This is a genomic window from Arachnia propionica, assembly GCF_003932785.1.
In the GTDB taxonomy this organism is placed as follows: domain Bacteria; phylum Actinomycetota; class Actinomycetes; order Propionibacteriales; family Propionibacteriaceae; genus Arachnia; species Arachnia propionica_B.
Genome location: NZ_RQYT01000045.1, coordinates 1 through 26,367, shown reverse-complemented (window position 1 = coordinate 26,367; position 26,367 = coordinate 1). Strand labels below are relative to the sequence as shown.

At 68.3% G+C, this 26,367-nt stretch carries 28 protein-coding genes; 20 read left to right on the top strand and 8 right to left on the bottom strand.

The genetic code is table 11. The features are described 5' to 3' along the window. The first annotated feature begins 175 nt into the window (after positions 1-175). From EII35_RS13535 to EII35_RS13525, 3 genes are all read left to right on the top strand, one after another. Entirely contained in the window at positions 176-1,204 is a 1,029-nt protein-coding gene (locus EII35_RS13535; protein WP_221739761.1) for an ATP-binding protein, read from the top strand. 135 nt (positions 1,205-1,339) lie between these two features. Continuing rightward, positions 1,340-2,158, top strand: coding sequence for a MerR family transcriptional regulator (locus tag EII35_RS13530; protein ID WP_125228994.1), 819 nt, complete (start codon positions 1,340-1,342; stop codon positions 2,156-2,158). 97 nt (positions 2,159-2,255) lie between these two features. Continuing rightward, complete coding sequence (locus tag EII35_RS13525) at positions 2,256-4,040, top strand: AMP-dependent synthetase/ligase (RefSeq protein ID WP_125228993.1); 1,785 nt, start codon at positions 2,256-2,258, stop codon at positions 4,038-4,040. A 6-nt stretch (positions 4,041-4,046) separates the two neighbouring features. On the opposite strand, the gene EII35_RS13520 is transcribed toward EII35_RS13525, so the two are convergent. Continuing rightward, on the bottom strand, positions 4,047-5,339 hold the full coding sequence (locus EII35_RS13520) for an FtsX-like permease family protein (protein WP_125228992.1): 1,293 nt from the start codon (positions 5,337-5,339) through the stop codon (positions 4,047-4,049). Between the two features lie 4 nt (positions 5,340-5,343). Next, positions 5,344-6,093: an ABC transporter ATP-binding protein gene (locus EII35_RS13515; RefSeq protein WP_125228991.1), complete on the bottom strand. Its 750-nt coding sequence runs from the start codon at positions 6,091-6,093 to the stop codon at positions 5,344-5,346. Positions 6,094-6,201: 108 nt separating this feature from the next. Here EII35_RS13515 and bluB point away from each other — a divergent pair, with 108 nt between their 5' ends. From bluB to EII35_RS13465, 10 genes are all read left to right on the top strand, one after another. After that, complete coding sequence (gene bluB / locus EII35_RS13510) at positions 6,202-6,834, top strand: 5,6-dimethylbenzimidazole synthase (protein ID WP_125228990.1); 633 nt, start codon at positions 6,202-6,204, stop codon at positions 6,832-6,834. A gap of 85 nt (positions 6,835-6,919) precedes the next feature. After that, complete coding sequence (locus EII35_RS13505; protein WP_125228989.1) at positions 6,920-7,336, top strand: PIN domain-containing protein; 417 nt, start codon at positions 6,920-6,922, stop codon at positions 7,334-7,336. Positions 7,337-7,370: 34 nt separating this feature from the next. Then, positions 7,371-7,745 (top strand): rhodanese-like domain-containing protein, encoded by a 375-nt coding sequence (locus EII35_RS13500; protein WP_125228988.1) that lies wholly within the window; start codon positions 7,371-7,373, stop codon positions 7,743-7,745. Beyond that, a complete protein-coding gene (locus EII35_RS13495; protein WP_125228987.1) occupies positions 7,742-8,500 on the top strand; it encodes an SGNH/GDSL hydrolase family protein in 759 nt (252 codons plus the stop codon). The genes EII35_RS13500 and EII35_RS13495 overlap by 4 nt, the downstream gene beginning before the upstream one ends. Positions 8,501-8,592: 92 nt before the next feature. After that, on the top strand, positions 8,593-8,880 hold the full coding sequence (gene rpsF, locus EII35_RS13490; RefSeq protein ID WP_125228986.1) for a 30S ribosomal protein S6: 288 nt from the start codon (positions 8,593-8,595) through the stop codon (positions 8,878-8,880). Positions 8,881-8,990: 110 nt separating this feature from the next. Next, entirely contained in the window at positions 8,991-9,551 is a 561-nt protein-coding gene (locus EII35_RS13485) for a single-stranded DNA-binding protein (RefSeq protein ID WP_125228985.1), read from the top strand. Positions 9,552-9,655: 104 nt separating this feature from the next. Continuing rightward, the gene (gene rpsR, locus EII35_RS13480; RefSeq protein ID WP_125228984.1) at positions 9,656-9,895 is read left to right on the top strand and encodes a 30S ribosomal protein S18; all 240 of its coding nucleotides are present in this window, start codon (positions 9,656-9,658) and stop codon (positions 9,893-9,895) included. 15 nt (positions 9,896-9,910) lie between these two features. Further along, positions 9,911-10,357 carry a 50S ribosomal protein L9 gene (gene rplI, locus EII35_RS13475; RefSeq protein WP_125228983.1) on the top strand — a complete coding sequence of 149 codons (447 nt, stop codon included), beginning with the start codon at positions 9,911-9,913 and terminating at the stop codon, positions 10,355-10,357. Between the two features lie 77 nt (positions 10,358-10,434). Next, entirely contained in the window at positions 10,435-12,093 is a 1,659-nt protein-coding gene (locus tag EII35_RS13470) for a bifunctional metallophosphatase/5'-nucleotidase (RefSeq protein WP_125228982.1), read from the top strand. Then, a complete protein-coding gene (locus EII35_RS13465) occupies positions 12,090-13,424 on the top strand; it encodes a hypothetical protein (protein ID WP_125228981.1) in 1,335 nt (444 codons plus the stop codon). Before EII35_RS13470 ends, EII35_RS13465 begins: the two co-directional genes overlap by 4 nt. Here EII35_RS13465 and EII35_RS13460 read toward each other — a convergent pair. Genes EII35_RS13460 through EII35_RS13450 form a run of 3 tightly spaced genes read right to left on the bottom strand, consistent with a single transcriptional unit; the run spans position 13,327 to position 15,190 of the window. After that, positions 13,327-13,968 (bottom strand): hypothetical protein, encoded by a 642-nt coding sequence (locus EII35_RS13460; RefSeq protein ID WP_125228980.1) that lies wholly within the window; start codon positions 13,966-13,968, stop codon positions 13,327-13,329. The two genes, EII35_RS13465 and EII35_RS13460, sit on opposite strands and share 98 nt — an antisense overlap. Then, positions 13,965-14,558 carry a hypothetical protein gene (locus EII35_RS13455; RefSeq protein WP_125228979.1) on the bottom strand — a complete coding sequence of 198 codons (594 nt, stop codon included), beginning with the start codon at positions 14,556-14,558 and terminating at the stop codon, positions 13,965-13,967. Before EII35_RS13455 ends, EII35_RS13460 begins: the two co-directional genes overlap by 4 nt. Continuing rightward, positions 14,555-15,190, bottom strand: a complete 636-nt coding sequence (locus EII35_RS13450; protein ID WP_125228978.1) for a hypothetical protein — start codon at positions 15,188-15,190, stop codon at positions 14,555-14,557. The genes EII35_RS13455 and EII35_RS13450 overlap by 4 nt, the downstream gene beginning before the upstream one ends. Positions 15,191-15,244: 54 nt before the next feature. Between EII35_RS13450 and EII35_RS13445 the strand changes: the two genes are divergently transcribed. After that, entirely contained in the window at positions 15,245-15,940 is a 696-nt protein-coding gene (locus tag EII35_RS13445; protein ID WP_125228977.1) for a DUF6891 domain-containing protein, read from the top strand. Positions 15,941-15,952: 12 nt separating this feature from the next. On the opposite strand, the gene EII35_RS13440 is transcribed toward EII35_RS13445, so the two are convergent. The 3 genes from EII35_RS13440 to EII35_RS13430 form a co-directional block, all read right to left on the bottom strand. Beyond that, positions 15,953-16,549: a hypothetical protein gene (locus EII35_RS13440; RefSeq protein WP_125228976.1), complete on the bottom strand. Its 597-nt coding sequence runs from the start codon at positions 16,547-16,549 to the stop codon at positions 15,953-15,955. Positions 16,550-16,803: 254 nt separating this feature from the next. Continuing rightward, positions 16,804-18,213 (bottom strand): sensor histidine kinase, encoded by a 1,410-nt coding sequence (locus EII35_RS13435; protein WP_260465134.1) that lies wholly within the window; start codon positions 18,211-18,213, stop codon positions 16,804-16,806. Between the two features lie 32 nt (positions 18,214-18,245). Further along, a complete protein-coding gene (locus EII35_RS13430) occupies positions 18,246-18,932 on the bottom strand; it encodes a response regulator transcription factor (protein WP_125228975.1) in 687 nt (228 codons plus the stop codon). Between the two features lie 364 nt (positions 18,933-19,296). On the opposite strand from EII35_RS13430, the gene EII35_RS13425 reads away from it, so the two are divergent. The 6 genes from EII35_RS13425 to EII35_RS13400 all read left to right on the top strand — a co-directional run bounded on the left by EII35_RS13425 (position 19,297) and on the right by EII35_RS13400 (position 26,193). Beyond that, positions 19,297-20,334, top strand: coding sequence for a nucleoside hydrolase (locus tag EII35_RS13425; protein ID WP_125228974.1), 1,038 nt, complete (start codon positions 19,297-19,299; stop codon positions 20,332-20,334). Positions 20,335-20,452: 118 nt separating this feature from the next. Next, the gene (locus EII35_RS13420) at positions 20,453-21,736 is read left to right on the top strand and encodes an ABC transporter substrate-binding protein (protein ID WP_125228973.1); all 1,284 of its coding nucleotides are present in this window, start codon (positions 20,453-20,455) and stop codon (positions 21,734-21,736) included. Between the two features lie 62 nt (positions 21,737-21,798). Continuing rightward, complete coding sequence (locus tag EII35_RS13415; RefSeq protein WP_125228972.1) at positions 21,799-22,815, top strand: carbohydrate ABC transporter permease; 1,017 nt, start codon at positions 21,799-21,801, stop codon at positions 22,813-22,815. Then, positions 22,812-23,762, top strand: a complete 951-nt coding sequence (locus tag EII35_RS13410) for a carbohydrate ABC transporter permease (protein WP_260465133.1) — start codon at positions 22,812-22,814, stop codon at positions 23,760-23,762. Before EII35_RS13415 ends, EII35_RS13410 begins: the two co-directional genes overlap by 4 nt. Beyond that, positions 23,759-25,171: a GH1 family beta-glucosidase gene (locus EII35_RS13405; protein WP_125228971.1), complete on the top strand. Its 1,413-nt coding sequence runs from the start codon at positions 23,759-23,761 to the stop codon at positions 25,169-25,171. Before EII35_RS13410 ends, EII35_RS13405 begins: the two co-directional genes overlap by 4 nt. Continuing rightward, entirely contained in the window at positions 25,168-26,193 is a 1,026-nt protein-coding gene (locus EII35_RS13400) for an NAD-dependent epimerase/dehydratase family protein (RefSeq protein WP_185744343.1), read from the top strand. Before EII35_RS13405 ends, EII35_RS13400 begins: the two co-directional genes overlap by 4 nt. Positions 26,194-26,367: the final 174 nt, after the last annotated feature.

Here is a 26,367-nt window from a genome sequence, read left to right as displayed (position 1 = left end):
TCCTCCTCGAACGCACGCTCCAGTGCGCTCTTCGTCGTCCGCCTTGCCAAGAGGCCACCGTGACGATCCTCGTCACGATCCCCCTATCCGCGCACCCTCTTATCTCGACGATCCTCGCACGAGGCAGCTCCACGAGCTGGCGCCCGAGCAGGTGCTGACCGGCCCGCGACCCAGGATGTTGGACGAGTGGCAGCTGCTGCCCGAGGTGTGGGATCAGGTGCGTCGAACAGTTGACCGGGAGGCGACGCCCGGCCAGTTCATCCTCACCGGTTCGGCAACCCCGGCTGACGACCACACCCGCCACACCGGGGCGGGACGTTTCCTGCGGCAACAGATGCGGACCCTTTCCTGGTGGGAGCACGAGCCGCACCTGGGGACGGTGTCGTTGGAGGCCCTCTTCGACGGAGCCGTCGTCGAGGCCGACCGGGAGGCACTCACCTTCGAGGAGGTGCTTGCTCGACTGCTGCGCCCCGGTTTTCCTGCCTGGCGTGATGCCGAACCCGGCGACGCCTCCTTGCTGATGAGGGGCTACTTGGATGAGGTCGTCCGCACGGATCTCTCCCGCCTGGGTGGGGTCCGCAACTCGCCGGCCGTCATCGGCAGGCTGCTGGCGGCGATTGCCGCCAGCAGCGCCTCGCCGGTGTCGAATCAGGCCCTGGCGCGGGATCTCGCGCCCGTGGCCCCGGATCTGTCGCCTGTGACCGTCGCGCGCTACGTGGATCTGCTCAGCAGACTCTTCGTCGTCGAACGGCAGGAGCCCTGGGCCCCCCGGCTGCGGTCGCGGGCCAGACTGCGTACCGCCGCCAAGCTCCATCTGGCCGACCCCGCGCTGGCCGCCGTCGCTCTGCAGGCTCCCCTGGTGTCACTGCGAGAGGACCCTGCCACGGCTGGAGCCCTGTTCGAGAGTGCGGTCCATCATGATCTGGCCGTGCTGTCCGGTCCCTTCGGCGGGAGGATTCAGCATTACCGCGACTCCAATGGTCATGAGTTGGACGCCGTGGTGCTGCACCCGGACGGGCGCTGGGGAGCGGTCGAGGTGAAGTTGGCGGGGGCCCGGATCGGCGAGGCCGCGCGTTCGTTGGCCACGACCGTGGAGCAGATCGTCGGCGAACCGGCGTTCCGGCTGATCGTCACGGGAACGGGCCCCACCCTGACGCTCCCCGACGGCGCGGTCACGTGCGGCCTGCATCGTCTTCGGCCGTGAGCAGGCCGCGGCGAGGACGGACGGGCACCGGTCACGCAGCCTTCCGGGAGCACCGCTGAAGGCAAGAGATCGTCCTGACCACTTCTGCGCCACGACGGTTGACCCTGACACGGTGGCAGGGTCCACAGTGGGGTCATGGCCGAGACCAGACTGCTTCGCATCGGGGAGTTCTCCACCCTGACCCGGTTGTCCGTGCGCATGCTCCGGCACTACGACGCCCACGGCGTCCTCAGCCCCGCATGCATCGACGGGTTCACCGGGTACCGGTTCTACTCGCCGGATCAGGTGGCCGAGGCGCTGCTGATCCGTCAGCTGCGCGACGTGGGCTTCTCCGTCTCCGCCATCGCCGCACTGCTCCCACTGCGCCGGGAACCGGAACTGCTCCGGCGGGCGCTGGTGGTGCAACGCGAGCACCTCATGACCGAGGCCCGGGCCGCTGAGCTGCGCCTCGCTCGGATCGACCAACTCATCTCCATCACACAAGGGAGGGCCATCATGGCCGAACTCACCACCACCATCCATCCTGCGCACCGCGTCGTCGCCCTGCGCACCGTCATCCCCACCTATCAGGACGAGGGGCAGGCCTGGGATCAGCTCATGGCCGAGGTGACCGCCCAGCGGGTGCCCCTCGTCGATGGGCCGTGTGGGGCCACCTTCCACGACCGCGAGTACAAGGAGGCCGACGTGGACGTCGAGGTCTGGGTCGCAGTCCAGCCCGTTGCGACGGCCAAGGCCCCGCTGGTCGCCCGCGACGTGCCGGAGCAGCGGGTCGCGGTTGCCCTGGTGAAGGGCCCCTACGAGCTCATCGGCACCGCGGTGGACGAGCTGGGCGCCCACCTGGATGCCGAGGGGCTCACGATCGCCGGACCGATGTACAACCGCTACCTGGTCGGCCCGGCGCAATCGGAGGACCCGGCGCAGTACGTGACCGAGGTGTGCATCCCGGTCTCGTGAGCCCTGCCGGTGGCCGCCCCCGTCGTTCCGAAACGGGTGGCGGCCACCCTCCTCCGGGAGTCGTCGCACTACCTACGGTCGCGTAAACTAAGGCCCCATGATCGACCATCTCGCCGTCCAGCTCCGCCACACCATCGTGGAGCACCGCGGCCGACCCGCCACCCGCATCAAGACCGACAAGGGTTGGTTGGTCCGTAGCTTCGAGCAGTTCGGCCGTCGCATCGACGAGGTGGCCCAGGGGCTCCTTGACCGCGGCATCGAGCCCGGCGACCGCATCGGTCTGTTCGCCAACAACTGCCCCGAGTGGTCCGAGGTCGACTTCGGCGCCACGACGGTCAGAGCCGTGCCCGTGCCGTTCTACTCCACCTCCACCCCGGAGCAGATCCGCCACATCGCCGTTGACTCCGGCCTGCGCGTCATGTTCGTCGGCGGCCGCAGCGAGTGCGAGCGGGTCCTCGAGGTCGCTGACGACCTCCCGGAGCTCGAGCTCATCGTCGTCATGACCCCTTGGGAGGGCATGCCCGAGGAGGTCGTCCCCCTCGACGACTTCCGGGCCACCCCCGACCCCGAGGCCATCGGGAGACGCCTCGCCACCGCCCAGGCCGATGACCTCGCGTCGATCATCTACACCTCCGGCACCACCGGTGACCCCAAGGGCGTCATGCTCCGTCACGGCGCGTTCATCGCCCAGAAGCGGGCCATCGACGAGATGTTCGACTTCGACGGCGACGACCATTCGCTGTGCTTCCTGCCCCTCTCGCACGCCCTGGAGCGGGCCTGGACCTCGATCATCCTCCTCAAGGGCTGCATGAACACCTATGTGCCCGACGCCCGCACCGTCGCGGAGGCGATGGTCGAGGCGAAGCCGACGCTGCTCGTCAGCGTGCCGAAGCTCTACGAGAAGGTCTTTGCGACGGCGCACGCGAAGGTGGCCTCGTCGAAGGCCAAGCGTGCGATCTTCACCTGGGCGCTCCGGGTCGGGGCGAAGAATCAGCACGCCTACCGTAAGGGTCGCCGCCCCGCCCTGTGGTGGCGGGCGCAGCTGGGGATCGCTGACCGGCTCGTGCTGTCCAGCATCCGCGCCGCGATCGGTGGCCCCAAGGCCGTCCTGGCCTGTGGCGGGGCCCCGATCCGCAAGGAGGTCGAGGAGTTCTTCTCAGCCATCGGCCAGCCCGTCTACACCGGCTACGGCCTGACCGAGGCCTCGCCGCTCGTGACCTTCAACTCTCCCGGTGGCGGCTTCAAGATCGGGACCGCCGGGCGGGTCCTCGACGGCGGGCAGCTGCACATCGGCGAGCACGGCGAGGTCCTGTTCCGCGGCCCGAACGTCATGGCCGGCTACTGGAACGACGAGGAGGCCACCCGGCAGGCCATCGACGAGGACGGCTGGCTCCACACCGGCGATGCGGGCTATGTCGACGTCGACGGGTTCCTCGTCATCACCGACCGCATCAAGGACATCATCGTCACCCTGGGTGGCAAGAACGTCGCCCCGCAGCCGATCGAGGGGATGATCCTCGCCGACCCGCTGTTCGAGCACGCCGTCCTCCTCGGCGACAACCGTCCCTGCGTGACCCTGCTGGTCAAGCCGTCGCTGCCGCAGGTCGAGGAGCTCGGCAAGCTCATGCAGTGGCCGGGTGAGGTGGCCGACTGGGTGAAGTCCGGTGAGCTGGCGGAGGAGCTGCGCCGCCGCGTCGCCGACCTCACCGCCAAGCTGCCCTCCCAGGAACGACCCCGCGCCACCGAGGTCATGGACGAGGACCTCACCATGGACAACGGCATGCTCACCCCGACCCTCAAGGTGCGACGCCGTCAGGTCGAGGAACGATTCAAGGAGCTCATCGACGGCATGTACGAGGCCCTGGAGCGTCGCCGCCGCTGATGTGCGTCACGCGGGCTGCCTGAGGGCGTCCCGCAGCGGGCGACGGCGCATGTGGAGGGGCAGCCAGGTCGCGGCGACCGCGAGCAGCAGCGTCGCGGCTGCCACCGGGACCAGCTCCACGGTCGGCAGCACGATGGGCCACCCGCCCCCGGAGGCGAGGGGCACGAGCGACGCGGTGAGTGCCGTCATGGCGAGGCCGTGGATGATCCCCGTGACGGCGAGGATGACGCCCTCCAGGATCGTGCTCGCCACGACGACGCCCCGGCGGGCGCCGATGACCTCCAGCAGGGCCGCCTCCCGGCGTCGATCCCGCCCGAGCATGGCGATCGCCGCCACCGCGCCGACGCCCGCGATGGTCAGCACCGGCACCGCGACGGTCAGGAAACCGGCCCCGCCATCCGGCAGGCCGGCGGCTCTCCGGGCCCCGGCGATGGCGTACGACGTGCCCGTCATCCCGACGGCGATGGCGAACGGGGCGATGGTCGTGAGGCTCAACGCGGCTCGGTGGCGGACGGCGGCGCAGGCGGCGAACCAGGCGTTTCCTCCGGGCCACAGCCGCGTCCACCACAGCAGGGGGCGCAGCGTCCACTGCGGGATGAGCAGGGTCGCCACGGTGACCAGCTGTCCCGCCGCGCCGCCGTCGCCGTCGCGGAACCGGCTCACCGCCCCGAACCCCAGCAGGGCCGCCAGGAGCCACTGCCACCAACGCGTCGTCACCTCCGGTGCGGCCGCGTCGCGAAGCGCGCGCATCTCGGGAACGGTGGCGGCACGTCGGGCCGCGCCGAGGGCCCCGAGGAGAGCGAAGGCCAGGGTGAGGAGCACCGTCGTCGGCCAGGCGAACCACGGCACGACGACCGGGAGGTCGACGGGGAAGAGGGGGACGTCACGCCAGGACAGCAGGTGGGTGCCGACCGCGGGCACGGCCAGGGCCGCCCCGATCGCGCCGCCCGCGATCGCGACGAGACCGACCTGGGTCAGCACCACCGTGCGGATGCGCGGTCCGGGGATCCCGAGGATCCGCCACAGCGCGTGGGAGCGTCGCTGGGCAGCCACCGTCAGCCCGGCCGTCGTCGCGAGGACGGCAGCGGTGGCGAGGCCCCCGTAGGTGACGAGGTTCGCACCGATGATCCCCGCGACGAGGGGCAGGCCGGGGTCGGGCTGCAGCAGGGCCCACCGGTGGGCGCTCCACCAGGTGACGATGATGGCGCCGATGAACAGTGCCCCGGTGCCGCAGACGAGCAGGGACCACAGCCACAGGTGGGCGTGGTGACGGATGTCCCGCCAGATGAGGAGCGCCACGACGTCACCCCTGCCTCGTCGCGTGGACCAGGTCAGCGATCTCGCGGGGATCGCGGCTGCGGGTGTGCGCCACCAGCCTTCCCTCGCTCATCACCAGGGCCGAGTCGGCCAAGGCGGCCGCCTCCACGTCGTGGGTGACCATCACCACCGTCGCCGAGTGCTCCGGGAGGGCCCGCAGCCAGGCGAGGACCTCCCTGCCCGAGGCGAGGTCCAGGGATGCGGTGGGCTCGTCGGCGAGGACGATGCGGGAACGGGTGGCCATCACCCGGGCGATCGCCACCCGTTGCTGCTCCCCGCCGGAGAGCTGTCGCGGGGCACGATCCGCCTTGTCGGCCAGGCCGACGGCGGCCAGGGCGGCGGTCGTCCGCTCCGCCGACAAGGGGGTCCCGGCGAGGCGGGACGGCAGTGCGACGTTCTGGGCGGCGGTGAGCGAGGGGACGAGGTTGTGGTCCTGGAAGACGAACCCGACGTTCCCGGCCCGGAACCTGGCCCGTGCCGCGGGTTTCATCCCGGTCAGGGACCTGCCGAGCATCGAGACCTCGCCGCTCGTCGGCTGCTCCAGCCCGGCGAGGCAGTGCAGCAGCGTCGACTTGCCCGAGCCGGACGCCCCGACGACGGCGGTGAAACTCCGCTCGGGGAACTCGACGCTCACGTGGTCGAGGGCGGTCACCTGCGCGTCCCGGCGCCCAGGGAGCTGGTGGACGTGGGTGAGGTCGTGGGCCGAGAGAGGGGGCGAGGAGGCGCTGTGGTGCATGTTCTCAAGCCTTCCGGCCCGGAACCCTCTGGACCATCCCGATGGCTGCAGTTCTCATGGTGGGGGTGGCCCGACCACCGACCAGCCGACTGGATAGGGTTCCAGCTCATGGACGACTCCCTCAGCCGAGCCCTCACCGAGATCATCTGCCGACGCCGTGACGTCCGCGCCGAGTTCAGCGGGGAACCCCTCGGCGACGAGGAGATCCGGTCCCTGCTCGAGGCCGCCCACGCCGCCCCGAGCGTCGGGAACAGCCAGCCGTGGGACTTCGTCGTCGTGCGGGACCGGGACCTGCTGGACCGGTTCGCGACGCACGTCGCCCAGTGTCGACTCGACTACGCGGACACCCTCGACCCCGACCGCCGTCGGACCTTCGAACCCATCAAGATCGAGGGGATCCGGGAGTCCGGGTTGGGGGTGGTCGCCACCTACGACCCGACCCGTTCCGGCCCGAACGTCCTCGGCCGTCACACCATCGCCGACGCGGGCGTGTTCTCCGTGGTGTGCGCGATCCAGAACCTCTGGCTCATGGCCGCGGCTCGCGGGATCGGCGTCGGCTGGGTGTCGTTCTACCGGGAGCCCTTCCTGAAGGAGCTGCTGGGCATCCCGGAGCACATCCGCCCCGTCGGGTGGCTGTGCGTGGGCCACGTCACCCGCCTGCAGGAGGTGCCCGACCTCATCCGGCTGGGCTGGAACGACCGCATCGCCCTCGACGACCTCATCCACGACGACCGCTGGTGACGGCTGGCAGGCGTGGCCCGAAGGTGCCGCGGGGGGTGGGACACCCGATCACGGCGGAAGCAGTCGCCGCCGCCCTGGAGGAGGAGTGAGCATCTGGCTCCTGGACGCGGACGTCCTCATCGCCTCGGTCTTCCCCGACCATGAACACCACCGAGAGGTGGTTCGATGGTGGCGGGAGTTCGGGGAGGGGAGCTTCGCCACCAACGGCCTCGTCGAAGGGGCGCTCGTCCGTTTCGCCCTGCGCTCCGGTCTCACGGTCGCTGCCGCGCAGCGCAGTCTCCAGTCGGTGCATGCGCGCCCCGGATGGCAGTTCTTCGCCGACGCCCCCTCCTACGTCGATGTTGATCTGTCCTCCGTGGTCGGACACAAACAGGTGACGGATCACTACCTGGCAGCAGTGGCCCGAATGCGGAGGGCGACGGTGTTGACGTTGGACCGGGCCTTCGCCGATTCCTGCCCGGACGTGCTCCACCTCACGGACTGGGATGCGAACCGATCCTGAGGTCGGCGGGGGAGCGTGTGGGATCATGGACCCCATGGGTCTGATGGATTTCCTGAACAAACGCTCCGGCGGGCTGAGCATCGATGACACCCTGATGGCCCTCAGCAAGGGGGCCGTCCTCATCGACGTGCGCACCCCCGGGGAGTACGAGGCCGGGCATGCCGCCGGCGCCCGGCCCATCGACCCGAAGATCCTCCACGAGGACCCACTGGAGGCCATCCACGGCGACGACCCCCTCGCCGAACGCGACGCCGCCGTCGTCGTCATGTGCGACAACGGCTTCCGTTCCTCCATCGTCGCCGCGCAGCTTCGCGCGCAGGGGATCCTCGCCGAGTCCGTCGCGGGAGGCCTCATCGCCTGGGGTCGCGACGGCAACCCCGTTGTCCCCGGCCCCTATCGACGCCGATGAGGGCCGCATGGTGGGCGTCCGTGGGGCTGGCCGGTCTGGGGGCCGCCTTCCTCGCGCGCTACGGCTACGGGCAGATCGTCACTGAACGCCAGGAGGCGCGATACCGCACCTACTGGCGTCGGTTCCCCGACGTGATCCCGGCGACGGCGGTCCACTACGTCGCGCTCGGGGACTCCACCGCCCAGGGCATCGGGGCCAACCGCGTCCAGAACGGCTACGTGCCGCTCATCGCGGACCGGCTCGCCGCCGCCACGGGCCGCCCCGTCGTCGTGACCAATCTGTCGTCCTCCGGGGCCGGTGTCCGCGACGTGGTGCGCGAGCAGCTGCCGTTGCTGGAGGAGCTGCCCCGCCCGGCGGATCTCGTCACGCTCGGGATCGGCAGCAACGACGTGCTGGGTTCCAGCGGCAACCCGATCTCCTTCGAGAAGCACTTCTCCGATGTCCTGGCCGCCCTGCCGGCAGGGAGTTTCGTCGCGGACGTTCCCTGGTTCGTCACCCAGCCCCTCGCCGGCCGCTCCGCCGAGCTGGCGTCGGTGGCCAGGGCGGTCATCAGGCGTCACGGACATCACCTCGTCAAGCTTCACGCCGTGATGCGTTGCGATGGGCCGTACCGGCTGTTCCGACGCCTCGCCTGGGACCTCGTCCACCCCAACGACGCGGGTCACAAGGACTGGGCGGAGATCTTCTGGAATGCCATCGCCGGATCCGGCTGGCTGGCCCGGCCACAGTTTCGTGAGGTCGGGGGCCTCGGGTAGAGTTTGCCCCTGACCGTCCATCCGGTCGGTCATGCCCTCCTGCCGTGGGACCCGCCCGCGGCCGTCAGTCCGAAGGAGGTTGGGCACTACCCATGCGCAAGTACGAGATCATGGTCCTCGTCGATTCCGATGTCGATGAGCGCCAGGTTCCTGGCCTGATCGACAAGCACCTCGAGGTCATCACCAAGGGTGGCGGTTCGATCGACAACGTCGACCACTGGGGTCGCCGTCGTCTCGCCTACGACATCAACAAGAAGTCCGAGGCGAGCTACACGGTGCTGCAGGTCACCTGCACCCCCGACGTCGTCCAGGAGATGGATCGTCTCATGACCATCGACGAGAAGATCGTCCGCACGAAGGTCCTGCGGCGCGACGCCTGAGGCCTTTTCAACAACTGGGTCCACTTCGGGAGCACGGTGACAAAATGTCGGTGGCCGTGGCCATAGTGTTTCTGAACTGAACTCAACCAAGTCCGATCCCGGAGGAGAACATGGCAGGCGAAACCACGATCACGCTGGTCGGGAATCTCACGGCAGACCCCGATCTTCGTTTCACCCCGAGCGGTGCTGCTGTCGCCAGCTTCACCGTGGCCTCGACCCCGCGCACCTTCGACCGCCAGACCGGCGAGTGGCGCGACGGCGACGCCATGTTCCTCAACTGCTCCGTGTGGCGCCAGTACGCCGAGCACGTGGCCGAGTCCCTCACCAAGGGGATGCGGGTCATCGTGCAGGGCCGGCTGAAGTCTCGTTCCTTCGAGACCCAGCAGGGCGAGAAGCGCACGGTGTTCGAGGTTGATGTCGACGAGGTCGGTCCGTCCCTGCGCTACGCCACCGCCAAGGTGACCCGCACCCAGGGTCAGGGTGGCGGCGGCCAGTGGCAGGGAAACCAGAACCAGGGTGGGAACTACGGACAGTCTGGGGCCCCGGCACAGGGCCAGCCCCAGGGTGGCCAGGGGAACGACCCTTGGGGCAGCCAGGGCGGTTACGGCGGTGGGAACCGGGGCGGCAACGACCCGTGGAACCAGCCGGTCGCCGAGGAACCCCCGTTCTGATCCACCCGCACAACCGGCCCGACGGGTCGGCTGGCACATTCCGTCTCACGACGGGCTTCCAAATGGGCTGAGACACCAGCCCGCACCATGAGGAGAGCACCACAATGGCCGGTCCACAGCGCAAGCCTGTGAACAAGAAGAAGATCATGCCGGTGAAGACCACTCGCGTGGCCAACATCGACTACAAGGACATCGCGACGCTGAAGAAGTTCATCTCCGAGCGTGGCAAGATCCGTGCCCGTCGCGTGACCGGGCTGTCCGTCCAGGACCAGCGCAAGATCGCGCTGGCCGTCAAGAACGCGCGTGAGGTGGCCCTGCTGCCCTACGCCTCGACCGCTCGCTGATCGGAGGAACAGCAGATGAAGCTCATCCTGACCAGCACCGTCGACAAGCTCGGCATCGCCGGCGACGTCGTCGAGGTCCGCAACGGCTACGGCCGCAACTACCTCGTCCCGCAGGGCAAGGCCATCGTCTGGTCCCGCGGCGCCGAGAAGCAGATCGAGGGCATCAAGCGCGCCCGCGACGCCCGGGAGATCCGTGGCGTGGAGCACGCGCAGGAGATCCGCTCCCAGATCGAGGGCCTCACCGTCAAGGTGGCCGCCCGCGTCTCCGAGTCCGGTTCCCTGTTCGGTGCCGTCACCGCCAACGACCTGGCCCTGGCTGTGAAGAAGGCCGGGGGCCCCGCCGTTGACAAGCGGGCCGTCTCCTTCGCCAAGCCGGTGAAGGCCGTCGGCAACCACACCGCCGCCATCAAGCTGCACCCCGCCGTCACCGCGCGGGTCGGCTTCGAGGTCGTCCCCGCCTGAGGACAGAACCACGCAGGAGGCCCCGGATCGTCACGATCCGGGGCCTTTGGCGTAACCTCTCGACCTGAGGAGGATGCATGTCGCACCGATTGACCGTGCTCGCCACCACTGATGTCCATGGCAACGCACTGAACTGGGACTACTACGCCGACCGTCCCTTCGAGGGCAACGAGGTGGGGCTGGCCCAGTTGGCGACGGTCGTGGAACGTCGACGCACCGAACTCGGCCCGAACAACGTCGTGCTCGTCGACAACGGCGACACCCTCCAGGGCACCCCGCTCGACACCTACTTCGCCCAGCAGGAGCCGATCGCCGAGACGAAGGAGACCCATCCGATGGCGGCGGCCTTCAACGTGATGGGGTACGACGCCATCAACCTCGGCAACCACGAGTTCAACTACGGCTTCGCGCATCTCGGGTGGTGGAATGCCCGGCTCCAGGCCCCGCTGCTGGGCACGAATGTCTCCCACCCGGACGGTTCGAGCGCCGGGTTCCGGCGTTTCCTCTCGCTCGACAGGAGCCTTGGAGGGATCCCGATCCGGATCGGCATCCTGGGCCTCACCACCCCCGGTTCGATGGTGTGGGACCGCCACCACCTGGAACGTGAGGGCGTCGTCATCGAGGACATGGTCGAGGTTGCCCGACGCTGGGTGCCGAGGCTTCGCCACGAGTACGGCTGCGATGTCGTCGTCGTGCTCTGTCACGCCGGGATCGGGCAGTCCTCCTATGCCACCGGTACGGGCATCCCGCCGGAGAACCCCGCCGCCGACATCGCCGCGGAGGTCCCGGGCATCGACCTCATGGTCATCGGGCACACCCATCAGGACGTTCCGGAGCAGTTCGTCACCTGCCGTGCCACCGGCAGGCCGGTCCTGCTCACCCAGCCGCGCGCCCACGCCGCTGGTCTCACCGAGACCACCCTGGAGCTGGAGCACACCGACGACGGATGGCGGCTGCTGTCCGCGACGGCACTCGCCCATCCCGCCGCTGGCGAGCAGGCGCACCCGAGGGTCGTCGCCGCGGTCCAGGACGGCCACGACCGGACCAGGCGCCACGTCAACCAGCAGATCGCGGTGTCGCCGCGTCGGATGGGAACCGAGGACGCGCGCTGGCGACCCACCGAGGCCATCGCCCTGATCCAGCACGTCCAGGCGACCACCGTCGCCGAGGCGCTGCGCGGGACCGCCTGGGCCGATCTGCCGGTGGTCTCCCTCACCGCGCCGACCTCCCGCACCGCCGCGATCCCGGAGGGCCCTGTCAGCATCCGCGACATCGCGGGCCTGTACGTCTTCGACAACACCCTCGCTGCCGTCGAGCTCACCGGTGCCCAGCTACGCTCCCACCTGGAACATGCGGCCCGCTACTTCGCGGATCTCCCTGCGGGGGCCTCCTTCGACCCGGCGACGATGACCAGCGCGACGCGGGACGGCACCACGATCTGGGACTACCAGTACGACATCGCACACGGCGTCGACTACGACATCGACCTGCGTCACCCCGTCGGGCAGCGCATCACGGGACTCAGCCACCCCGACGGCCGCGCGATCGCCGATGAGGACCGGTTCGCCGTCGCCCTCAACCACTACCGGCTCAGCGGCGCCGGGGGGTACACGGAGGTGGCGCAGGCCCCTGTGCTCTACAACAACATGCGCGACATCCGTCAGCTCGTGGTGGACCACGCGGTCAGCCATGGCGTCGACGTGGAGTTCCGCGAGAACTGGCGGGTCGTGGGGTGAGAGCCTGGCTCGACGCCATCCGGTCGCTGTTCGCTCTCAGCGGCCGGGTGCTGTGGGGCCATTGGCCGCAGCTGCTGGGCATCTTCCTGTTGGGCGCGGCGGGTCGGCACGGATTCCTGTGGCTGGCGGTGTGGGCGTCGAACCACTCGGCGAAGGCGGGTCTGTTCATCCTGCCGTTGGCGCCGCTGTCCACCCTGCTGTCCCTGGTGCTCATGCTGCGGGTGGTGATGGAGTCCCTGCCGGCCTTCCGGGATCGGGTGGTGCCGGGGAGCAGGTGGTCCCGGCTGCGCAGCGACCTCACGATCGCCTCCCAGGTGATGCTCCCCTTCCTGGCGCTCTACTACGCGCAGGAACTGTTGGCGGAGGATTCCCGCGCCTACGTCCACGACATCAACCTCGACGAGTTCATCAACAAGGTGAGGATGTCGGCGGAGCGGGTCGACTACGCCTCCGGGTGGGAGCTCCCGGCCCTCATCGCCGCGGCGCTGCTGCTGCGATGGGCGATTGCCATGTCGGGTCTGGGGGAGCGCATCGTCGCGGTCGCCGCCCTGGCCGCCTATGTCGAGGCGCTGTGGATGGTGTCGCTGCTCCACGCCCTGAAGCGCCACTTCCTGTCTCTCGCGCAGTGGTTCGGGGAGCGGGTCGTCGTGCAGGAGGTCCTTCGGATCTGGTCCGGGGTCGTCGAGTGGGCGGGACCCGCGGGGAAGGTCCTGGCCGCATCAGGGGAGTGGCTGGTCTGGTTCCTCGGCTCGTCGACGATGCTGCTCGTCGTGCCGGTTGCCTGGCTGATCCTGGGAGCCAGCATCTATGAGGAACGGCAGGACACGGCGTTCCATGACCTGCCGTCGGCGGAGGAACTGCAGCGACGCATCGGAGTGCGGATGCGGCGTTGGATGCAGCTGCCGCACCTGCTGGAACGGTTCATCGTCCGGCTCCTCAACCCGGTGATCGAGCCGTTCGCCGAGTCGTGGACGGGGATCCAACGGGTGCTCAGCACGGGCGCCGTTGTCACCACCGTCTTCTGCATCGCCTTCATGGGGCTCAACATGCTGCAGGTGGCCGTTGCCCACGGCGTCCATCTCCTTGTCGGACCCCGACCGGTGCTGCTGCGCATGGCCCTCATCCCCTACATGGATGTGGCTGTCCGCGCAGTCTACTTCGTGCTGTCCATGGCGGTGCTGGCCGCCGCCGTCAACGCCGTCAGCGCCGCTCAGCGTGCGGCCCGACCACTCCTCACCGATCCACCTCGAGTGGGAACCGCAGGTACCGCGGTTCATGCCACCACAGGTGCAGTTCCTCCGGGGTCACCCCGGAGGGCAGCACGAAGGTGAGCGACGAGACCCACTGCGGTGGCCGCGGGGTCTCGGCCGGTTCGATGCCGGGACCGAAGGGATCAAACCTGGGCCCGGGGGTGTCCGAGGGGACGCACTGCAGGAGGTAGGTGCCGAGCATGCCGCCGCGGTCGCCCGTCTCGGCATCGACCTTGGCCGCGTTGGGGCCGTACTTCACCCCGTCGGAGACGAGCAGTCCCTGACACGCCGACAGGATCTGGTCGGGGTCGGCCCGGAACTCGACGTCGATCTGCCACAGCACCCCGTCCGGGGCGGCGACGATGGTGCTCCACCCCTCCTCCAGGTGGTCGGGGTTGCTGATGCCGACCACGGTGGCGGTGACCTCGAGGCGGTGTTGTTCCTCGAGGTACTCGAAGTCCTGGCTGAGGTGGGCGGTCCCGTCGACGGCGGTGACGGGGTCGGTGTTGCGCCAGCGCAGGTAGGTGTTGACCATGCGCTGCGACGAGGCGGCGATGGTCAGGGCCAGGATGAGGGGCATGGCGATCAGCCAGCCGCCGTTGCGCCGCCACCAGGAGCGTCTCATGCCTTGCCCTTCACGAAGGCGGGTGGCAGCTCGGTGGGGCGGGCCTGCGCCATGAGGGTTGCCAGGGCGGCGTCGTCGATGCCGAGGTCCACCACCACCATGTCGTCAGGGTTGTTGAGCAGGAAGGTGGTGATCGGGATGATGAGCTTGGAGCCGGGCAGCACCTTCGGGTTGACCTCCAGGGCCATGCGGCAGGCGAGGACGAATCCCGGTTGGGCGGGGCTGCAGGGGGTGGACACCGACTGGCTGTGGCCGTGGGTGCGGTCCTGGCTGTCCTCGAGGAAGAGCAGGGAGATGTCGCTGGGCTCCGAGGCGGCGACGAACTCCAGGTCGACGACGAGCCAGATCCCGGTGGTTCGGTTCTCCTCCTTGCCGTAGGGCCCCGTCACCGTGGGCGCCAGCGAGATCCGGGTCACGGTGACGGTGCCGGGACGGAACCGGGCGGGCTGGCCGATCGTGGTCTCTTGTCGGAACGGCGTCTCGACGGCTTCCTGCCGGGTGGGGACGAGAGTGGTGAGCCAGGATCCGACGAGCAGCGCCAGCACCAACACCAGCAGTGAGGACCAGATCCTGCGGGGGCGGGCGGTCACGGATCCGCCATCCTCTCCAGGGGCAGGGTCACCTGCGCCCTGACGACGGGGTCGAACCAGCTGTACCCGATCCCCCCGCTGTGCTCGCGCCAGGTGAGGTTCGGCAGCAGGACGGTGACCTCCTCGGGAAGGGGGGTGGAGGTCGGCTGGGTGAAGACGAAACCGATCTCCTGGGGCAGCTCGGGGGGCAGGGCGGCGGAGGTCCTGAGGTCGATGGTGCGGTAGGCGCTCCTCGCCGTCCTCTTGAAGAACCCGGGCAGGAACTCGGTCCCCTCCGAGCTGCGGATGTCGGTGATGAGTTCGTCGCTGAGGGTGTTCGCGTGGACCGGGAAGTCGGCCATGGTCTCGAGCTCGAGGACCAGCACGATGAGCCGTTCGCCCTCCTGGGTGAAGAACGGCTCCTCGGTACTCGTCGTCCACTCCGCCCGCTTCGGGGTGATGGCGAAGGGCAGCCCGGAGATGGTCTCACCCGGCTGGATCGTCGGGGTGTCCGCCCTGCTCCGCTCGTCCCGGCGCCACCCGCCGAAAACCCCGATGACGACCACCGCGGCGAGGAGGGCCACGAGGCTGACCCGGAGCGGGGTGACGATGCGCCACCGTGGCGCGTGCGTGTACTTCCAACCCCCGTCCATGGGGTGATTCTACAAGGTCGCCCCGGTGTCGGACCGGCGCGCTATCGTCGCGTTGTGACTGATCTGAACGCTCGCCCCGAGGAGCTCACCTTCCCTGCCCACCTGCTGCCTTCGGTCTCCCTCGATGAGGAGGACCGGGAGGAGTTGCTGTCCACCCTGTGGCAGGAGATCCTCCGTGGCGAGGACGACGTCGAGCTCTACGCCGAGCTGCTGCAGGACCACCTCGACGACGAGGAGATCCCCGACGAGCAGGCCCATGCGGTGGCCGAGTACCTCATGGATGCCCGGCGCGCCCAACAGGCGACCTTCGGCGAGGTGCCCGAGTCCCGGCTGGCGACGGCGTTCGAGGCGTTGCGTCGGGCGAAGGTCGTCGCGGAGATGGACTTCACGTGCTGCGGCACCTGCGGGGCTGCGGAGATCGGCGCGGAGCAGGCCGAGGCCGGGGATTTCGATCAGTGGCTCGGCTACGTGTTCTTCCACGAGCAGGACACCGAGTCGCTCATTGAGTCCGGCGAGGTGTGCCTCAACTACGGCCTCTTCTGGCCCGCCCACGTGAGTGAGGAGGAGTTCAACGCGATGTCGGATCGGGAGCGGGACCGCACCTACGACCGCCTCACGTTGAAGCTCATGAAGGAGGTGGTCGTCCCCATCTTCGAGGAGCATGGCATCGAGGTGGTGTGGGACGGCTCGATGAGCCGACGGATCCGCCTCACGGGCGTCGACTACTACGTCCCGTTCCCGCCACGCTGACCGAGCGCGGCCTCAGCGAGGTGCCGGGGTGAGGGGCTCCACCCGCCACACGTCGTCGAGGGCCGGGGGGAGTTCCAGCAGCTGCGGCTGGTTGAGTTCCTCCGGCATGATCCACGGGGTGCGGCCGGTGCGCGGCTGGGTGGTGCGTCGCAGCCGCTCCCCGTCGCTGACGAGCCAGTTCGTCCAGGTCCGGCCCAGCCAGCGGGCGAGCTGCAGCGCCCGCAGCTCCGGTGCGGTCGACCATTCCTGAGGAGCCTCCGCCTCGGCGGGGAAGGTGGGTGCCACCAGCTTCTGTCCCTTCCTCGTGGCCTGGTGCGCGCGGATCGCGTCGACGATGGCGGCCTGGTGCGTGCGGGTGGCGGCGATGAACTCGTCGACGATCCCGACGTCGTGAGGGTCGACGGGAAGCCCGGCGGCCTCGCTGTCCGGGGTGAGGACGACGACCCGGTCCCGGGTCAGCGCGTGGATCTTCGCGAGTGCGTCCGGCGCGGCGAGATCCACGACGACGGCGTTGGTGCTGGAGGCCTCCGCAGGGTCGGTCCGGCTGATGAGCCACAGCGCGACGGTGTCGTCGCCCGGCCGATGATCAAGCGCAACGAATCCCAGCATGTGACCTCCCAGTGATGGATCCACCGTCACTCTAGCGGGGTGCGGGGGAGTTACACGGATGTGGTTTTACCCAGTTGTGGACAACCCTGTGGACATCCTCGGGATGACTGGGGAGGAGGGGGAGATCATGTCATCCGTCCTGTCAGGCAAGGGTGGAGCGCCCGCGCCGGCCCGTAGTGGGCGATGAGTTACACCGGTGTGGTTTTACCCACCTGTGGACAACTCTGTGGAAGAACTGGGGTTTCATCCCCGCGTCATGGGGACAGCGGCGACCCTGCGTCGCGCAGCACCGGGAGTCGCATCGTGAAGCGGGCCCCGCCGCCGGGATGGTTTCCGGCCCGGACGGTGCCGGAATGCGCCTCCACGGTGTGGGCGACGATGGCCAGGCCCAGGCCGGTGCCGGGGGTGTTGCGGGCCCGGTCGGAGCGGTAGAACCGGTCGAAGATGTGCGGCAGGTCCTCCTCCGCGATGCCCGGGCCGGAGTCGGTGATGGTGAGCACGCCTTCCCCGGTGAGCTCCACCCAGATGGCACCGTCGTTGGGGGAGAACTTCACTGCGTTGTCGAGGAGGTTCGTCACGGCACGCTCCAGCGTTGATGCGTCTCCCAGCACCGCCACCGGCACCAGCTCCGTGTGGAAGGTGATGTTGGGGCCGCGACGCTCGGCGCGGGCCAGGGCCGCCTCCACGACCTCCGAGAAGTCGAGCCGTTCCGGCTCGCGCTGCAGGTGGTCGTCGCGGGTGAGCGCCACGAGGTCGCCCACGAGGGCCGAGAACTCGCCGAGCTGGGCGGAGACGTCGTCGAGGATCTCCGAGCGCGCCCCCTCGGGCAGCATCCCGGACTTGTCGTCCGCGACGAGCAACTCGACGTTGGTGCGCATCGAGGTGAGGGGGGTGCGCAGCTCGTGACCCGCGTCGGCGATGAGCTGCCGCTGCTGCTCCCGCGAGGTGGCCAGCGACTTCAGCATGAGGTTGAAGCTCTGGGTCAATTCGCCGAGGTCGTCGTTGCCGTAGATGCGGATGGGGGTGAGCTGATCGGTGCGGGTGACGTTCTTCACCGCGTTCGACAGGCGACGCACCGGGCCCAGGGTGGTCTGTGCCGCCCACAGCGCCGTCGCCGTCGTCGCGATGATCCCGACGATCCCGGACAGCAGGATGACGAGCCGCAACGACTGGAGGGTGCCGTTGAGGGCGTCCATGGGGCGGGCGTAGAGGACGGCGTAGTTGCCCATCGCGCCGGTGCCGTCGCTCGCCCGCATCGGGACCGACACCAGCCGGTACGCGGTGCCGTCGGGGGACATGAACGATCGGGCACGCTGTTCCCGCTGCATGCGGGCCAGCGCCACGTCGCCGGCCTCAGGGGCGAGCACCACCGACTGTCCGGGGAGCTGACGAGCCCCGCCCGTGGCGGAGGTGATGGCGACGAGCTCACGGGAGGCGCCGAGGAGGTCGGCGGTCAGCCCGCCGAGGTTGTCGACATCCGTCGCGATCCGGGAGGCGACGCCGTGGGCCGCGGAGGTCATGTCCTGGTCGAGCTGGTCCAGCAGCGAGACCCGGGTGGCGATGTAGGCGGTGCTCCCGACGAGCAGCACGGAGGCGGCGACTGAGATGCCGGTCAGCGAGGCCAGGCGGGACCGCAACGACTGCCCGGTGATGAGTCGGGACACGCCTCGCTGGAGCCGGATCCAGAGGGACCCGATCACGGGGCGGTTTCGCGCAGGACGTAGCCGACACCCCGCACGGTGTGGATGAGCCGCGGCAAACCACCGGCCTCCGTCTTGCGGCGCAGGTACCCGATGTAGACCTCAAGGGAGTTCGCGGTGGCGGGGAACTCGAAGCCCCACACCTCGTTGAGGAGGGTGTTGCGTTCCATCACCCGGCGCGGATTCTCCATGAAGGCCTGCAACAGCGCGAACTCGGTGCGGGTCAGGGAGATGTGCTGCCCGGCCCGGGTGACCTCCCGGTGCTGCGGGTCGAGGGTGACGTCCTGGAAGGTCAGCACACGCGACTCGGACTCGGGTGCCTGCTTCGAGCGACGGGTCAGCGCACGCAGCCGGGCCAGCAACTCGTCGAGGGCGAACGGCTTGACCATGTAGTCGTCGGCCCCGGCGTCGAGCCCGTCGACACGGTCGCCGACGGCATCGCGGGCGGTGAGGATGAGGATGGGGACGTCGTTGCCGCCCTCCCGGAGCATCCGGGTGGTCTCGAGGCCGTCGAGACGGGGCATCATGACGTCCATGATGACGGCGTCGAAGCTGTGTCCGGCCAGTTTGGCCAGGGCCTCCACGCCGTCGGCGGCCGTGACCACCTCGTCGCCGGAGTACTTCAGGGACCGGGCGAGGGAGTCGCGCACGGCCTGATCGTCGTCCACCACCAGGATCTGCATGGGTCAAGAGTGCCATCCGGTGGCGACAAACCCCACTCGAACCGCGGAACCGAAGGGGATGAGCGATGCCGCGGGTGACCGCGACGAGGTCCGGCCCGAGCCTCGCCCCGTCCGCGGCCCTGAATCGCGCCTCCTGCGGGCGGGTGCGGAGGGGCCGTCCGGGGGTCGGGTCGTCAGAGGTCTCGACTCGGTAACACTTTCCGTCGCGAAGAGGCATCCGGCGGGGTGGTCGATTACCCTTCTGACAAAGCTCTGGCTAGCGCAGATGACTTCTGGGGGTGGGTGGTGCAGTGCGTTGGTGAGAGCGCTTCCATCTGGAGCAAAAAGCAGGTACTGTCTCTCACACACTGAACGAGGAGGTGGCATGACCAGAGTCCCGACGCCGGGTACCGATCACGGCATCGCCCAGGCCAAGCGCTGGCGCTACGGCGAGACCCCGTGGCGCGACGTTCCCCCGTGCCCGCCCGCCGCACGCGTCATCGTCGACAACGACTTCGCGGGTGACCCGGACGACCTCTACCAGCTCGTCCACCACATGCTCTCGCCGAGCGTCCGCATCGTCGGCATCGTCGCCTCCCATCTGCGTGAGGGCGACCCCATGACGGACTCCCCGCACACCGCCACCGACGCCGAGGCCATCGCGCTGGACCTGCTGGCGCGGATGGGCTGCGAGTCGACCGAGCTGGTGTGGCGTGGTGCGGAGAAGGCGCTGGTGGATCTCCAGACCCCGCAGGACTCGTCCGCGGCCCGTCGCATCATCGAGGAGGCCCTCAGGGACGATCCGACGCCGCTCTACTATGCGGCGGGCGGCGGCCTCACCGACCTCGCCTCGGCCATCCTCATGGAGCCCGAGGTGGCCAAGCGACTGACCCTGGTGTGGGTCGGCGGCCCGGAGTACGTCGGCCTCGGCGACCCGCCGCCCGGGGCGATGCCGATCGAGTACAACCTCATGATCGACGTCAACTCCGGCCGGGTCTGCTTCGACGCCCAGGACCTCACCATCTGGCAGGTGCCCCGCGACACCTACCGCCACGCCATCATCTCCGAGTCAGAGCTGCGCATCCGTATCGGCGGGACCGGCCCGCTCGGCGCCTACATGTACAGCGAGATCAAGAAACTGCTCGACGACTGTGCCGCCGCAGGTCAGCCCATCACTGGGGGGTATGACATCGGTGACAATGCCCTCGTCCTCCTCACGGCCCTCCAGACCGTGTACGAGGCCGACACGGCGTCGTCGCGATGGATCGTCAAACCGACGCCCCGGATCATGGAATCCGGGGACTACCGACCGATGCACGGCACCCGACCCATGCGGGTCTACACCAGCATCGACATGCGCCTGATCGTTGAGGACATGTGCCTCAAGATCGAGGAGTTCGCGAGGTGGCAGTCCGACGTCTGAACCCCGGACGACGGCCTTGGCGCCGATGTGAATCCACCACGATTTCCCGATGACACCATCGGGAAATCACCCACCAGAAAGAACCAGCGGAAACAATCCACTGAACAAGGGAGTTCCCATGAAAATCAGGAAGAAGGCGGTCGCCCTGGCCGCCACCACCGGCGTGCTGCTGGCGATGACCGCCTGCGGCAGCGGTGCGAAGAGCACCGAACAAGGAGGTGGCGACGGCGAACAGATCACCCTCACCATCTCACTGTTCAACGACTTCGGGTACGAAGAGTTGTACGCGGAGTACATGAAGCAGAACCCGAACATCAAGATCGAGGAGCAGCGCACTGCCCAGGCGACCAACGCCCGCGACGACCTGAACACCAAGATCGCCGCCGGTTCAGGGTTGGCGGATGTCGTCGCCGTCGAGGGTGACTGGATGCCCGAGCTGGTGCAGTACGAGGATCAGTGGGTTGACCTCAGCGGTGACGACGTGAAGGACCGTTGGTTCGACTGGAAATCCCAGAAGGCCACCTCCCCGGACGGCAAACTGCTCGGCTACGGCACCGACTCAGCCCCCAACGCGATCTGCTACCGCGCGGATGTCTTCGCTGAGGCCGGGTTGCCGACCGACCGCGAAGAGGTCGCGAAGCTTCTCGAGGGCGACTGGGAGAACTACTTCAAGGTCGGAGCCGAGTTCAAGGCCAAGAAGCCCGATGTTGCGTGGTTCGACTCCAGCTCCGTGGTCTTCCAGGGCATGATCTCGCAGATGCCGAACGCGTTCGAGAACAGCGACGACACCCCCATCCCGCTGGACCAGAACGCCGAGATCAAGAAGGTCTATGACCTCATCACCGCCAACATGGACCAGTCGGCCCACCTCGTCGCCTGGGAAGAGGACTGGACCGCTGCCTTCCAGGGGCCGGCGAAGTTCGCCACCACGATGTGCCCGAGCTGGATGGCCGGTGTCATCAAGGATCAGGCTGCGGGCGTCAAGGGCTGGGACATCGCTCCGGTCTTCCCCGGTGGCCCCAGCAACTCCGGTGGTTCCTACCTGATGGTCCCCACCCAGTCGAAGCACCAGGAGGAGGCCAAGAAGCTCGCCGATTGGCTGACCGCACCCGAGCAGCAGCTCAAGGCCTACAAGGTGAAGGACACCTTCCCGAGCCAGGTGAAGGCCGTTGAGTCCCCTGAGATCGCTGACGCCAAGAGTGAGTTCTTCAATGACGCCCCGGTCGGCAAGATCTACGGTGAGATGGCTGCCAAGATCACCGTCCAGCCCTTCACCGGTAAGCGATACGCCCAGATCCGCGGCATCGTCGGCGACGCACTGGGTCGCGTCGACACCGGTGCCGCCAGTGCTGAGGACTCCTGGCAGCAGGCTCTGGATCAGTACAAGAACGAAGTCAAGTGACCATCGTCCACCAAAACCGCTGAGGGCACCCCGCCCGGGGTGCCCTCAGCAAGGGGAATGACATGACAGTGACATCCAAGGAGCAATCGGAGGCAGTGACACCGCCCCCAGCCCCGGAGCCGCGCATGACCGGCAGCGAGCGACTCAACCGCATCGACATGAAGGTGAGTCCCTACCTCTACGTGGCCCCGTTCTTCATCATCTTCGGGCTGACGGGGCTGTTCCCGATGCTCTACACCGCCTTCATCTCTGTCCATGAATGGCATCTCATCAAGGGAAATCAGGGGTTTGTCGGGTTCGAGAACTTCTCCTCCGTACTGGGGCAACCCAACTTCTGGAAGTCCCTCGGAAACACCTTCTCCATCTTCGTCCTGTCGTCGATCCCCCAGCTCATCGCCGCGGTGCTCATCGCCGCGGCGCTGGATGCCAACCTGCGCGCCAAGACCTTCTGGCGGCTGGGTGTGCTCATGCCCTATGTCGTCACCCCCGTCGCGGTCTCGCTCATCTTCGGCAAGCTGTTCGCCGACCAGAGCGGTCTGGCCAACGCCCTGATTGCCGCCCTCGGACAGAACCCCATCGGCTGGCACGTCGACCCGCTGGCGGCGCACTTCGCCATCGCCACGATGGTCAACTTCCGCTGGACCGGGTACAACACCCTCATCATCCTGGCCGCCATGCAGGCCATTCCCCGCGACCTCTACGAGGCCGCCATCATCGACGGCGCGAGTCGGGTCAGACGCTTCTTCTTCGTCACCATCCCGATGATCCGCCCCACCCTGATCTTCATGGTGCTCACCTCCACCATCGGTGGATTGCAGATCTTTGACGAGCCCAAGACCTTCGATTCCAGCGGTCGGGGCGGGTCGGACCAACAATGGATGACGCTGACCATGTACCTCCACGACATGGGCTGGGGAGCCACGCGTGACTTCGGGCGGGCCGCGGCCATCGCCTGGCTGCTGTTCCTCATCGTCATCGCCCTGGCCGCTGTCAATTATCTCATCGTCCGGTTGATCTCCTCGGATGAGAATCCCCAGCACAAGCGACGCAGGAAGTCGCGCAAGGAGGTGTCCGCATGAGTCGCCATCAGATGTCGGCCCCGGCCATCGAACAGTTCGCCGGCAAGGGAGCGGCACGGGCCGCCCGCCGTCGCGCCATCCGCAACGGCGAGGTGCCCAAGTCACGGGGTAGTTCCTTCGGGGCGGATCGTCGCCCCGGCGTCTTCACCTATCTCTTCCTCGCCATCGTGGTGGCCGCCTGCTTCGCGCCGCTCTACTACTCCCTCATCCTGGCCTCCCACACCGGTGCCGAGGTGGCCCAGAAATCGCTTCCCTCCGTGCTTCCCGGTGGAGAACTGCTGGTGAACCTGCAGCGGGTCTTCGAATCCGACATCAAGATCTGGCAGGCAACCTGGAACTCCGTCATCGTCGCGGTGATCACGGCCGTCTCGGTGATGCTCACCTCCACCCTGGCCGGCTTCGCCTTCTCCAAGCTGCGCTTCAGGGGCAGCAACGGGATGCTGGTCTTCATCATCGCCACCATGGCCGTTCCCGCCCAGCTCGGCGTGGTGCCGCTGTTCATGATCATGGCCCAGCTGGGCTGGGTCGGTGAGCTGCAGGCCGTCATCGTGCCCGGCCTGGCCTCGGCCTTCGGGGTGTTCTGGATGACCCAGTACCTGCGCGGTGCCCTGCCCTATGAGCTCGTGGAGGCCGCCCGCGTCGACGGTTGCTCCATGATCCGCACCTTCTGGCACGTGGCCCTGCCCGCCGCGCGCCCCGCGATGTCGATGCTCGGCATGTTCACCTTCGTGGGCTCCTGGACCAGCTTCTTCTGGCCCTTCATCGTCCTTGGTTCGAAGAACCCGACCTTGCCCGTCGCCCTGACCCTGCTGCAGGGCCGCTACTTCACCGATTACTCGCTGGTCATGACGGGGGTCCTCATCACGACCATTCCGCTCATGATCCTGTTCGTCTTCGCCGGGCGGCAGCTCGTCGCCGGCGTCATGCAAGGAGCTGTCAAGGGATGACCACCTACGAATTCCCCAAGGATTTCCTCTTCGGAGCCGCCACCGCGGCCTTCCAGATCGAGGGTGGCGACGTCGACGGGCGCGGCCGCTCGGTGTGGGACGCGTTCTGCGACCAGCCGGGCCGCATCCTCGACGGCAGCAACGGTCTGGTGGCCTGCGACCACTACAACCGGATGCCCGAGGACGTCGCCCTCATGAAGGAGCTCGGGCTCAACGCCTACCGTTTCTCCACCTCCTGGTCGAGGGTCTGCCCCGACGGGGTGATCGTCAACCCGAAGGGCATCGATTTCTACTCGCGGCTCGTCGATGAGCTGCTCGCGGCCGGGATCAAGCCGTGGGTCACCCTGTTCCACTGGGAGACCCCCGAGGCCCTGGAGGAGCAGGGCGGCTGGACCAACCGTGACACCGCCCACCGGTTCGCCGACTTCGCGGCCGTCATGGCGGAGGCCCTCGGTGACCGCGTTGACACCTTCACCACCCTCAACGAGGCCTGGTGCGCGTCGTTCCTGTCATACGCGGGTGGCGTGCACGCGCCGGGCCGTGTCGAGCCCCGCGCCGCCGTCGAGGCCGCTCATCACCTGCTGCTCGCGCACGGCCTGGGTGTCAAGGCGCTGCGCGCCGCGGGCGATTTCCAGGTCGGCATCACCGTCAACACCACCTACTCGCACCCGCACGACCCGGACAACCCGGCCGACGTGGACGCCGCGCGTCGCGTCGATGGCGGTTTCATGCGCTTCTTCCTCGACCCGATCTTCAAGGGGGCCTACCCCGAGGACGTGCTCGACGACATGGCTGAGGCCGGGCTGAGGGAGCTGGCGACGCCGGAGGATCTCGAGATCATCCACCAGCCGATCGACGTGCTCGGCGTCAACTTCTACAACGGGTCGGTCCACGCCGGTGCGGCGCCGGGCGCGGTCCGTGAGGTCACCGTCGATGAACACGGCTACGAGCACTCGTCGCCGATGGTGGGCAGCGAGACGGTGCAGCCCAAGCTCCGCGACCTGCCGCAGACCTCGATGGGTTGGGAGGTCCTGGCCGAGGACTTCCGCCTCATGCTGGAACGCATCCACAACGACTACACGGGCCCGGCCGGGATCCCGATCGTCGTGACGGAGAACGGTGCCGCCTACCGGGACGTCCCTGACGAGAACGGCTACGTCGATGACACCAACGACCGGCTCGCCTACATCCGAGACCACCTCGTCGCCCTGCACCAGGCGCGCGAGAACGGCGCTGACGTGCGCGGCTACCTGGTGTGGTCCTTCCTCGACAACTTCGAGTGGGCGATGGGTTACACGGAGCGGTTCGGGATCGTGAGGGTGGACTACGACACGCTCAAGCGCACCCCGAAGGCCAGCGCCCTGTGGTACGCCGACGTCGCCCGCACCCACCGATTCGAGGCGCCGTGAGTCGCGCACTGTTCCTGGGTGGCCCCGGGAACATCTCCGAATCCACCATCGAGCGGCTGCTCGGCGGCGGCTGGGAGGTGGCCGTCCTCAAACGCAGCGAGGGTGGGCTGCTCGGCCTCGACGTTCAGCTCTTCCTCGGTGACCGGGACGACGAGGCGACGCTGACCCACGCGCTGACGTCGTTCCGGCCGGATCTCGTGGTGGACTGCACCTGCTTCACCACGGAGCAGGCGGAGACGGTGACCCGGGCGCTGACCGCGCACCCGGTGGCTCGGTTGGTCTTCATCAGCACCGCGGACGTGTACGGCTACCCGCTGAGCAGGTTGCCGATGCGGGAGCAGGACCCGTGGCGGCCGCCGACGAGCGAGTACGCGGCGTCGAAGAAGGCCATCGAGGAGTTGTACCAGCGGGCCTGCGAGGAAACCGGCACCCGGTTGACGATCGTGCGGCCCGGCTACTCGATGGGCAAGTCCTTCGCGTTGACGGCGTTCAGTCTCAAGGCGACGGGCCTCGTCGCCAGGCTGCGGCAGGGGCGGCCGGTGTTCTCCCCGGGCGACGGCACGACGCTCATCGACGCAGGGGCGGCCCGCAACACCGGGCTCATGGTCGCCAGGCTGTGCGAGGTGGAGCCGAGGGAGCTGGCCTACAACTGTGCCCACAACGGTACCGTCACCTATGACGAGTACCTGCGGGTGTTCGGTGAGGCCGTTGGGGTGGAGCCTTCGATCGTCCACATCCCCACGGATGTGTTGTATGCGCTGGAGCGTCCCGAGGTGGAGCAGAGCCTGCTGCGTGACCTGACGAGCCACCACCTCTACTTCGCGGTGGATCGGTTCCGGGAGGAGTTCCCGGATTTCCGTTGGGAGCACTCGCTGGTCGACGCGGCCCGCGACCACATCGCCCATCAGGAGTCCCTCGGCGCCTTCGACGCCCCCATCCCGCCGGGCTTCGAGGACCGCGTCGTCGACGCCTGGGTCGCGGGCTTCGACGACCTTCGCTCCGGCCTGCTGTCACAGGTCTGACCCAAGGCTGCACCCGGCTCGACTCCTCTGCCCCCCTCAGTCGAGCCGGGTGCTCTCACGGGGTTTTCTGCCATTCCTTGGCTTCCGAGGGTGCCTTGAGGTCGAAGAATGGGAGAAACCCCGTTTTGGGGTGTGGGACAGACTGGGGCCCGGGAGGAGACATGTTCCGAAGAC